This window comes from Streptomyces sp. NPDC001093 (genome assembly GCF_040298985.1).
GTDB lineage: Bacteria > Actinomycetota > Actinomycetes > Streptomycetales > Streptomycetaceae > Streptomyces.
In genome coordinates this window covers 1-10,611 of the sequence record NZ_JBEPBF010000212.1, presented here as the reverse complement: position 1 = coordinate 10,611, position 10,611 = coordinate 1, and the positions used below count along the sequence as shown (strand labels likewise).

The following is a 10,611-nucleotide window of genomic DNA, read 5'->3' as shown; positions in this document are numbered from 1 at the left end:
CACCGGGATCGGCGGCGCGGCCCTCGCGCTCGCCGAGGGACACATCGCGGGCCGCTCGATCGCCGCCCGGCTGCGCGGCGCCGCCCCGGACCCGCGCACCTGGGCGGCGGCCGCCCGGGCAAGGACCCGGCAGCGGGCCTTCTTCGCGGCCCTGGAAACGGTGTACGCGCCGCCCGCGGGCTGGGCGGACCGGATCACGGAGGACACGGTGGTGTGCCGGTGCGAGGAGGTCACCGCCGGTCAGGTGCGAACGGCCGCCGGCCGGCTCGGCGCGGGTGATCTGCGTACCGCGAAGCTGCTCACCCGGGCCGGGATGGGCTGGTGCCAGGGCCGGGTGTGCGCGCCCGCGGTGGCCGGCCTGACCGGATGCCCGCTCACTCCCGGCCGCCGCCCCTTCGCCCGACCGGTGCCGCTCGGCGTCCTGGCCGCACTGCCGGAAGACTGAAAATCACCCGGACCGAATCGCCCGAACCGAGACCTGTCCACAGGTCACCGGTGCACAGTAATATGTCACACCTCATTGAATGGGGGATCCCCGTCATGACCCACTCGCCCACCCACGCTCCGCACCGCCCCTGGCGCGGTGTCCTCGTCGCCACCGCCCTCCCGCTGCGCGACGACCTCTCGATCGACTACGACCGCTATGCCGAGCACTGCGCCTGGCTGGTGGCGAACGGGTGCGACGGCGTCGTACCGAACGGCTCGCTCGGCGAGTACCAGGTGCTCACCGCCGAGGAGCGCGCCCGCGTGGTGGCGACGGCCGTGGCGGCGATCGGCGGTGAGCGGGTGATGCCGGGCGTCGCCGCGTACGGCTCGGCCGAGGCCCGGCGCTGGGCCGAGCAGGCGGGCGAGGCCGGCTGCGCCTCGGTGATGCTGCTGCCGCCCAACGCCTACCGCGCCGACGAGCGTTCCGTGCTCGCCCACTACGCCGAGGTGGCCCGCGCGGGCCTGCCGGTGGTGGCGTACAACAACCCGGTCGACACCAAGGTCGACCTGGTGCCCGAACTCCTCGCCCGGCTGCACGGCGAGGGCCACATCCACGGCATCAAGGAGTTCTCCGGTGACGTCCGCCGCGCCTACCGCATCGCCGAACTCGCCCCGGAACTCGACCTGTTGATCGGCGCCGACGACGTGCTGCTGGAGTTGGCCGTGGCGGGCGCCAAGGGCTGGGTGGCCGGCTATCCGAACGCGCTCCCCGCAGCCTCGGTACAGCTGTACCGCGCCGCGGTGGCCGGGGACCTCTCCGCCGCGCTCCCCCTGTACCGGCAGCTCCATCCGCTGCTGCGCTGGGACTCCCGGGTGGAGTTCGTGCAGGCCATCAAACTGTCCATGGACGTCGTCGGCCGGTACGGCGGCCCGGTGCGCCCGCCCCGCGTCCCGCTGCCGGCCGAGCAGGAGGCGGCGGTCCGGGCCGCCACCGAGAAGGCCGTCGCCGCGGGTCTCGCATAAGCGCGCACAAGGGAGCCGGATCATGCGCAGCAAGCTCGTCCTGCACGCCGTCGACTCGCACACCGAGGGCATGCCGACCCGGGTGATCACCGGCGGGATCGGCACTGTACCGGGTGCGACGATGAACGAACGGCGGCTGTACTTCCGTGAACACCGCGACCACATCAAGCGGTTGCTGATGAACGAGCCGCGCGGCCACTCCGCGATGAGCGGCGCGATCCTGCAGCCGCCGACCCGTCCCGACTGCGACTGGGGCGTGATCTACATCGAGGTCTCCGGCTATCTGCCGATGTGCGGGCACGGCACCATCGGGGTGGCGACCGTGCTGGTCGAGACCGGCATGGTGGAGGTGGTGGAGCCGGTGACCACCATCCGGCTCGACACCCCGGCGGGGCTGGTGGTCGCCGAGGTGGCGGTGGAGAACGGGGCCGCGCGGAACGTGACCCTGAAGAACGTGCCGTCGTTCGCCGTCGCCCTGGACCGCAAGATCACCCTGCCCGACGGGCGCACGGTCACCTACGACCTGGCCTACGGCGGCAACTTCTACGCGATCCTGCCGCTCGACGCCTTCGGGCTGCCCTTCGACCGCGCCCGCAAGGACGACATCCTGGCGGCCGGTCTGACGCTGATGGAGGCGATCAACTCCGAGGCGGAACCGGTGCATCCGGAGGACCCCTCCATCCGCGGCTGCCACCACGTCCACCTCTACGCCCCCGGTGCCACGGCCCGCCACTCCCGCCACGCGATGGCCATCCACCCCGGCTGGTTCGACCGCTCCCCCTGCGGGACGGGCACCAGCGCGCGCATGGCGCAACTGCACGCCCGCGGCGAACTGCCGTTGCACACCGAGTTCGTGAACGAGTCCTTCATCGGCACCCGCTTCACCGGACGGCTGCTGGGCACGACGGAGGTCGCGGGCCGCCCGGCGGTGCTGCCCAGCTTCACCGGCCGCGCGTGGATCACCGGGACCGCCCAGTACCTCCTGGACCCCACCGACCCCTTCCCGGAGGGCTTCGTCCTCTAGCCGTCCTCTAGACTCAGCCGGTGATGGGTGACATGGCACCGAACTTGCGAGGCACCGAGATGCCCGCGCTCCCCCGGCTGGGCGGCCGGCGCAGCAGCTACCGCGAGCGGGTCGCCGACGCGCTGCGCGCCGCGCTGATCGCCGGCGAGCTGCGGCCGGGCGAGGTCTACTCCGCGCCCTCGCTCGCGGCCCGCTTCGGCGTCTCGGCGACGCCGGTGCGGGAGGCGATGCTGGACCTGGCCAAGGAGGGCCTGGTCGACACCGTGCCCAACAAGGGCTTCCGGGTCACCGCCGTCTCCGACAAGCAGCTGGACGAGTACACGCACATCCGCGCCCTGATCGAGATCCCGACCGTCGTCGGCCTGACCCGCACCGCCGACAGCGTCTCGCTGGAGGCGCTGCGCCCGGCGGCCCGCGAGATCGTGGCGGCGGCGGTGGCGGGCGACCTGATCGCCTATGTCGAGGCCGATACCCGCTTCCACCTCGGCCTGCTCGCCCTCGCGGGCAACGCGCACCTGGTCGAGGTGGTCGCCGACCTGCGCAAACGCTCCCGGCTGTACGGCTTGACGGCCCTGGTGGAGGCCGGCCGGCTGCTCGCCTCGGCCGAGGAGCACCTGCAGCTGCTCGACGCCCTGCTGGAACGGGACGAGAAGGCCGTACACGCGATCATGACCCGCCATCTGGGCCATGTGCGCAGCCTGTGGGCCGACGGCGAGGCCTGGTGAACATCTCGCGGTGAAAAGGCCGTAACGGTGCACTTTTTTCATGATCAGGCGCGTCGGACGGCACAAGAAGCGGCGATTTTGCGGCGGGCAAGGGCATACCGGACCATTGCTGCGTCCCGGCGATCCCGGGACATCTGTTCGATGAGAGGCGCACCACCCATGCACGTCACCGGAACCGCCCCGCAGCCGGCTCCGGCCCCCGCCGAGGACCTCACCGCTGCCGTCGGAGACCTCCCCGGCACCACCGGCGTCACGGACGCCGCCCATGCTTCCACCAGCAAGCACGCCCGCCGCTTCGGGCTGCCGGTCGCGACCGCGCTGGTCATGGGGAACATCATCGGCGGCGGCATCTTCCTGCTCCCCGCCTCGATCGCCCCGTACGGCTGGGTCAGCCTGATCGCGTTCGGTGTGCTGACCGTGGGGGCCGTCGCGCTCGCGCTGGTCTTCGGCCGGCTCGCCGCGCGCGACCCCCGTACCGGCGGGCCCTATGTCTACACCCGCGAGGCCTTCGGTGACTTCGCCGGGTTCCTCGCCGCCTGGGCGTACTGGATCACCACCTGGGTGTCGAACGCGGCGCTCGCCGTCGCGGCCGTCGGCTACCTGGACGTGCTGATCCCGGTCAACCACCACAAGTGGACCGCGTGCCTGGCCGCCCTGGCCCTGCAGTGGCTGCCCGCTCTCGCCAACTTCGCCGGCACCCGGTACGTGGGCGCGGTCCAGCTGGTGTCGACGGTGCTGAAGTTCGTACCACTGCTGCTCGTCGCGGTCGGGGGCCTGTTCTTCTTCGACCCGTCCCGGCTCGGGCCCTTCAACGCCAGTGGTCACAGCGCCGTGGGTGCCGTCTCCGCCTCCGCCGCCCTGCTGCTCTTCTCCTACCTCGGCGTGGAGTCCGCCGCCGTGAGCGCGGGCGAGGTCCGCAACGCCCGCCGCAACGTGGGCCGCGCCACCGTGATCGGCACCGCGGGCGCCGCGCTGGTCTATCTGCTGGGCACGCTGTCCGTCTTCGGCACGGTCGCGCACAACCGGCTGGTGGCCTCCACCGCCCCCTTCTCCGACGCCGTGAACACGATGTTCGGGGGCAGCTGGGGCGGTACGGCGGTGGCGCTGGCGGCGCTGGTGTCGATGACCGGCTGCCTCAACGGCTGGACGCTGCTGAGCGCGCAGACCCCGTACGCCGCGGCCAAGGACGGCCTGTTCCCGGCGGCGTTCGCGCGCCGCCGCCGGGGCGTGCCGACGGTGGGTGTCGGCGTCACCGTCGTGCTCTCCTCCCTGCTCACGGCGTACAACTACCTGTCGGGCTCGGCGAAGGTCTTCGACGTCCTGGTCCTCGTCACCACTTTCACCGCCACCGTGCCGTATCTGCTGGCGACGGCGGCGCAGCTCTTCCACCTGGTCTCCGGCAGGTCGGTGGACCGGGCGCGCCTGGTGCGGGACTCGGTGATCACCGCGGTCGCGGCCGTCTTCTCGGTCTGGCTGATGGCGGGCGCCGGTTACGCGGCGGTGTACCAGGGCGTGCTGTTCCTGTTCGTCGGGATCCTGGTCCACGCGGTGATGGCGGCGCGGCGGCAGCGGAAGACGGCGGAGACCGGCACCCCGTAAATCGCTCGCCGCTCGCATTGACCGGCGGGATGATGCCCGGCGTCGATCGTGCGACCCCCGTGCCGGTCGGGGAGCCCGAGTACGACGGGGCCCGGCTCGCGTGGGAGGCGCGGCCTGGTCCCGGTGACGTTCAACTACCGTGTGGGCACGGAGAGTTTCTCCTCTCGACGGAGCGCCCGCCAACCGGGGGCCACGTCTTCGCGGCGCTGCCGCTGCTCGGTCAGGAGACGATGCGATAGAGGTGCTCCGGGCGCCCGGCCGCGCCGTACCGGAGCTCCAGGCGGACCATGCCCTCCTTGACGAGGTACGACAGATAGCGCTGGGCCGTGGCGCGGGAGACGCCGGTGAGTTCGGCCGCCTCGGCCGCCGACACCGGGCCGCTCGCGGCGCGCAGCGCCTGGTGGACCAGGGTCAGGGTGGGCGCCGAGTGGCCCTTGGCCGGCACCCGCGGCACGGCGGGCGGCCGGGCGGCGCTGAACAGGGCGTCCACGTCGGCCTGATCGGTCTCGGCGGTCGGGCCGAGCACCTCCACGCGGTGCTGGAGCTCCCGGTAGGCGGTGAGCCGCTCGCACAGGTCGGGCGAGCCGAACGGCTTGACCAGGTAGCCCACCGCACCGAGCTTCATGGCGGTGCGCACCGACTCGATGTCCCGGTCCGCCGTGATCATCAGGGCGTCGGGCCGGGCTCCGCCCTCGTCCCCGGTGAGCCGGCGCAGCACGTCGAGCCCGCTGCCGTCGGGCAGGAAGATGTCGAGCAGCAGCAGGTCGGGACGGAGTGCCCGGACCGCCTCGAGTGCCTCGGCGACGCTCGCCGCCTCGCCGACCACGTCGAAGCCCGGGACGCGGCTCGCGTACTCGCTGTGGATGTGGCTCACCCGGAAGTCGTCGTCCACGACCAGGGTCCGGATCATCAGCGCTCGCCTCCCACCGGCAACGCCGTGGTGAACAGTGCGCCCCGCGGCGCCGAGGCCGTCTCGGGCAGGGGCAGTACGACCGTGAAGACGGCGCCGGGGCCCTCGCTGACCGTGATGGTGCCGCCGTGCCGTTGCACCAGCCGGTGCACCAGGGCCAGGCCGAGGCCGCGCCGGGCGGTGCCCCGTTCCGGCCGGGTCGAGAAGCCGTCCTCGAAGATCGACTCGGCGGCCTCCGCCGGGATCCCCGGACCGGTGTCCGCGACCCGGACCCGCACCTCGTGGGAGCTCTCGGTCAGGGTGAGCCGCACCTCGCGGCCGTCCGCCGGGCGCGGACCCTCGCCGGCCGCGTCGACCGCGTTGTCCAGCAGGTTGCCCACGATGGTCAGCAACCGGTGCAGGTGCGGCGGGTCCTGGCCCAGGGACGAGTCGTCGGTCAGCGCGATCCGTACCCCGCGTTCGGCGGCGACCGTGGTCTTGGCCACGATCAGACCGACCATGAGCGAGTTCCCGATCCGCCTGCGCACGGACTCGCTGAGCGCCTGGCCGGCGCCGGCCGCGCCGACGGCGAACTCGTAGGCGTCGTCGTACTCCCCGATGTCGAGCAGGCCGGCCAGGGTGTGCATGCGGTTGGTGAACTCGTGCTGCTGGGCCCGCAGTGCGTCGGTCAGGCCCCGCACGGAGTCCAGTTCGCGCAGCAGCCCGACCATTTCGGTGCGATCCCGTACGGTGACCACGGCACCGAGTTCCCGGCCGTGCAGGGTCACCGGCATGCGGTTGACGACGAGGCAGTGCTCGTCGGTCAGGACGCTGACGTCGGTACCGGTCAGGGTGCCGTCCAGGGCGCGGCGCAGCCGGCCGTCGGGCAGCACCTCCTCGACGGTCCTGCCGAGCGCGGTGCCGAGCCCGAGCAGCCGGCGGGCCTCGTCGTTCACGACGGTGATCCGGTCGTCGGGGTCGAAGGCGACCACGCCCTCGCGGATGCCGTGCAGCATCGCCTCGCGGTCCTGCAGCAGGCCGGCGATCTCCTCCAGTTCCAGCCCGAACGTGGTCCGCTTCAGCCGTCTGGCCAGCAGATACGCGGCCGCGGAACCGAGCGCGGTGGCGATCGCGGCGTACAGGCCGAAGGTGGGCAGCTCGCGCCACAGCTCGCTGAGCACGTGCCGTTCGGGGATGCCCACGGACACCTCGCCGACCAGCCTGCCCGTCGGCCCTTTCAGCGGGGCCTTGCCGTTGGCGGACCGTCCGGTCGCGCCCTGGTCGGTACCGACGTGCGTCCGGCCGTCCAGCACCACGAGCGGCTCGGCCACCGGCGAGCCGACCAGCCGCGCCATGGGGTGCGAGTGGCGGACCCCGTGCAGGTCGATCACCACCACGTACGACGCGCCCGACGCGATCCGGATCCGCTCGGCGGCGGTCTGCACCACGTCACCGCCGTCGCCGTACTCCATGGCGCGCCGGATCTGCGGGTCCGCTGCCGCGGTCTGCGCGATGCCCACGGCCCGCTCCTCGTAGGTGCGGTCGAGCGCGGAGCGCTGCGCGAAGGCGAACAGGACGAATCCGATGGCGCCCGTGAGCGCCAGGATGACGAGCTGGCTGACGAGGATCCGCGCGGAGAGTCTCCCCCTCCCGCCGCGCCCGATCCGCATACGGATGGGTGTCACAGGTGCCTCTTCGCCTCTGTCCCGCGTGGTGCCGGGCCGGCCCGACGCCGGACCCGTGGTGGCGTGATTGTGCCTGATGGCCGAAATCCTGCCCAGCCCCGTATCACTGAGCAGAATGAGCAGAACCCCGGTTAACGCGGGTTTCGCGAGATACCTGGGAAACAGCGACGTAACACTGGGTGGCCTCTAGCGTCTGCCTTCCTCGACCCCACGAGGTGTGGAAGGAGACGGCCTCACATGGCTTCGCGAAACGATGTCGCGAGGAGCCCGATCGCCGATGCAGCAGAGCGCGAGGACGCTCGCATCGAGATCTCCGGGCTCACCAAGCGATTCCTGACCCCTGCCGGTGAGGTGTTCACGGCGCTGCAAGGCGTTTCGTTCACCGTGGAGCCGGGTCAGTTCTGTGCGGTGGTCGGCCCCACCGGCTGCGGCAAGTCGACCACGCTCGGCATGGTGTCCGGGCTCGACCGGCCCAGCGAGGGCTCGGTCAAGGTCGGCGGCCGCGAGGTGGACGGCATCACCGACGGCGTCAGCTTCATGTTCCAGGCGGACGCCCTGCTGCCCTGGAAGACGGTCCTCGGCAATGTGCTCATGGGCCCCGTCTTCCGCGGCGTCCCCAAGCAGCAGGCGCAGGCCTCGGCGCGGGACTGGCTGCGCCGGGTCGGGCTCTCCGGCTTCGAGGACCGCTACCCGCACCAGCTCTCCGGCGGTATGCGCAAGCGCGTGGCGATGGCCGCGGCGCTGATCAACGAACCCAAGATCCTGATCATGGACGAGCCGTTCGGCGCCCTGGACGTGCAGACCAAGGCGATCATGTCGACCGAGCTGCTGGACCTGTGGGAGCAGATCCGTCCCTCCGTCATCTTCATCACGCACGACCTGGACGAGGCCGTGGCGCTCGCCGACCGGGTCGTCGTCATGACGTCCAGCCCCGGGTCGGTCAAGGCCGTCTTCGACATCGACCTGCCGCGGCCGCGCGGCTCGGTCCAGGAGATCCGCTACCAGCCCCGCTTCATCGAGCTCCAGCACCAGATCTGGGACACGCTGCGCGAAGAGGTGGAGCGCGCTTACGCACGCACCGCAGGAGGAAAGGCATGAGCACGACGTCCACCGCTTCCGCCGTCCGGGGCGCCGACGGCGGGCAGGCCTCGGCCGCGGCCGCCGCCAAAAGGGCCGCACGACGCCGTGTCGCGCTGGTCTGGGCGGGCCGCCTCGGCCTCGCCGCGTTCATCATCGGCGGCTGGCAGGCGTTCACCACCTGGGGCATCGTCGACCCCTTCTTCTTCGGACAGCCGTCCGGGATCTGGAAGCGGCTGATCGACCTCTTCCAGAACGGCACCGAGTTCGGGTCCTTCTACGCGAACATCTGGACCACCATCCAGGAGGCGCTCATCGGCTTCGCCCTCGGCGCCGGCACCGGGGTCGTCTTCGGCGTCGCGCTGGGCCAGAGCCGCTACCTGTCCGACGTCCTCGGTCCCTACATCAAGATGGTCAACGCCATCCCACGCATCGTCCTCGGCTCGATCTTCATCGTCGCCTTCGGCATCGGCGTCACCCCGAAGATCCTGCTCGCCGCCGTGCTGGTGTTCTTCATCGTCTTCTTCAACGCCTTCCAGGGCGTCCGCGAGGTCGACCGCAACATCCTCGCCAACGCCCGGGTGCTCGGCGCCTCCCAGCTGCAGATCATCCGGCACGTCATCGTGCCCTCCGCGCTGACCTGGATCATCGCCAGCCTGCACAGCGCGTTCGGCTTCGCCATCGTCGGCGCGCTGGTCGGCGAGGTGCTCGGCGCGCAGAGCGGCCTCGGTCTCGTCATCAAGACCGCGCAGAACAACTTCGACCCCAACGGTGTGTTCGCCACGATGCTCGTCATCGCGGTGATCGTGCTCGGCGCGGAGTGGCTGATCGGCAAGCTCGAGCACCGGCTGCTGTCCTGGCGCCCGCCGGCCCCCACCGAGGCCAACAGCCTCTGATCCTCCCCCCTCCCCGGTCCATCCCCAGCTCCTCCGGTCCCTTCCCAGAACGAAAGAGCCGCCATGTCCAAGAGAATCCTCACCGCGTCCCTCGTCACCGTCCTCGCCCTCGGCGCGGCCACCGCGTGTTCCAGCAGTTCCTCCGGCTCCAGCGGCTCCGGCGGCACCCCGACCGTCAGGCTCATGGTCGGCGGCATCGACAAGCAGATCTACCTGCCCTACCAGCTCGCCCAGAACCTCGGCTTCTACAAGAAGTACGGCGTCAACGTCGTGCTGAGCACCGAGCAGGACGGCGGCACCGGCGCCGAGGACGCCATGGCCTCGGGGCAGGTGGACATGGCGGGCGCCTGGTACAACCACACGATCGACTTCCAGGTGAAGGGCAAGGCGGTGGAGGACGTCGTCCAGCTGTCCGGCGCGCCGGGCGAGCGGGAGATGTGCGGCACCAAGAGCGGTGTGCACTCGGCGGCGGACTTCAAGGGCAAGACGCTGGGCGTGACCGACCTGGGCTCGGGCACCGACACGCTCACCCAGTTCCTGGCCGCCAAGAAGGGCGTCAAGACGAGCGACTTCCACCGGATCGGGGTCGGCGCGGGCTCCACCGCCATCGCGGCGCTGCAGAACGGCAAGGTGGCCTGTGTCATGACGACGCAGCCGACGGTCGCCGCGATCGAGAAGAAGGGCATCGGCTACTCGGCGGTCGACGTGGCCACCACCGAGGGCGCCCAGGCCGCGACCGGCGGCGCCTGGCCGGCCGCGGGTGTCATCGCCCGTACCGACTGGGTGAACTCGCACAAGGACGCGGTGCAGAAGGTCGTCGACGCGCTGGTCGCCACCATGCACTGGATCGACAAGCACAGCGCGGCCGACATCGCCGACAAGCTGCCGCAGTCGTTCGTGCAGAACCAGCTGGTCACCAAGGCCGACTACGTCTCGGCCCTGACCCAGGACAAGGGCCAGTTCCTCCCGGACGGCATCATGCCGGCCGGCGGTCCCAAGAACGTCCTGTCCACGGAGGAACTGGTGGGCCACGCGACCTCGAAGGTGAACCTCGGTACGACGTTCACCAACGACTTCGCCCTCGCGGCCAACAAGAAGGAGGGCTTCACCACGACGACGACCCCGGCGGGGACCGCCGGCTGAGCACCCGTCACCCACGCAGGACCGGGGGGGGGGGGGGGGGGGGGGCGGCCCCCCCCCCCCCCCCCCCGGCGGCCCCCCCCCCCCCCCCCCCCCCCCCCGGGGGGGGGGGGGGGGGGGGCGCCGC

At 71.7% G+C, this 10,611-nt stretch carries 10 protein-coding genes; 8 read left to right on the top strand and 2 right to left on the bottom strand.

What is annotated here, in order from left to right:
- From ABT288_RS47670 to ABT288_RS47650, 5 genes are all read left to right on the top strand, one after another.
- On the top strand, positions 1–445 hold a 445-nt coding region (locus ABT288_RS47670), incomplete at its 5' end, for a (2Fe-2S)-binding protein (protein ID WP_351622716.1).
- Positions 446–540: 95 nt separating this feature from the next.
- Positions 541–1,449 carry a dihydrodipicolinate synthase family protein gene (locus tag ABT288_RS47665; RefSeq protein ID WP_351622713.1) on the top strand — a complete coding sequence of 303 codons (909 nt, stop codon included), beginning with the start codon at positions 541–543 and terminating at the stop codon, positions 1,447–1,449.
- Positions 1,450–1,471: 22 nt separating this feature from the next.
- Entirely contained in the window at positions 1,472–2,473 is a 1,002-nt protein-coding gene (locus tag ABT288_RS47660; RefSeq protein ID WP_351622710.1) for a proline racemase family protein, read from the top strand.
- Positions 2,474–2,505: 32 nt separating this feature from the next.
- Positions 2,506–3,198 (top strand): GntR family transcriptional regulator, encoded by a 693-nt coding sequence (locus tag ABT288_RS47655; RefSeq protein WP_351622707.1) that lies wholly within the window; start codon positions 2,506–2,508, stop codon positions 3,196–3,198.
- 159 nt (positions 3,199–3,357) lie between these two features.
- Positions 3,358–4,797, top strand: a complete 1,440-nt coding sequence (locus tag ABT288_RS47650) for an amino acid permease (protein WP_351622704.1) — start codon at positions 3,358–3,360, stop codon at positions 4,795–4,797.
- Between the two features lie 220 nt (positions 4,798–5,017).
- Here the strand turns inward: ABT288_RS47650 and ABT288_RS47645 are convergent, their stop codons facing one another.
- A complete protein-coding gene (locus ABT288_RS47645) occupies positions 5,018–5,707 on the bottom strand; it encodes a response regulator (RefSeq protein WP_351622701.1) in 690 nt (229 codons plus the stop codon).
- A complete protein-coding gene (locus ABT288_RS47640) occupies positions 5,707–7,371 on the bottom strand; it encodes an ATP-binding protein (protein WP_351622698.1) in 1,665 nt (554 codons plus the stop codon). Before ABT288_RS47640 ends, ABT288_RS47645 begins: the two co-directional genes overlap by 1 nt.
- Positions 7,372–7,608: 237 nt before the next feature.
- Between ABT288_RS47640 and ABT288_RS47635 the strand changes: the two genes are divergently transcribed.
- The 3 genes from ABT288_RS47635 (at position 7,609) to ABT288_RS47625 (ending at position 10,487) form a co-directional block, all read left to right on the top strand.
- Positions 7,609–8,469: an ABC transporter ATP-binding protein gene (locus ABT288_RS47635; RefSeq protein ID WP_351622695.1), complete on the top strand. Its 861-nt coding sequence runs from the start codon at positions 7,609–7,611 to the stop codon at positions 8,467–8,469.
- The gene (locus ABT288_RS47630) at positions 8,466–9,344 is read left to right on the top strand and encodes an ABC transporter permease (protein ID WP_351622692.1); all 879 of its coding nucleotides are present in this window, start codon (positions 8,466–8,468) and stop codon (positions 9,342–9,344) included. The genes ABT288_RS47635 and ABT288_RS47630 overlap by 4 nt, the downstream gene beginning before the upstream one ends.
- A gap of 63 nt (positions 9,345–9,407) precedes the next feature.
- Complete coding sequence (locus ABT288_RS47625; RefSeq protein WP_351622690.1) at positions 9,408–10,487, top strand: ABC transporter substrate-binding protein; 1,080 nt, start codon at positions 9,408–9,410, stop codon at positions 10,485–10,487.
- Positions 10,488–10,611: the final 124 nt, after the last annotated feature.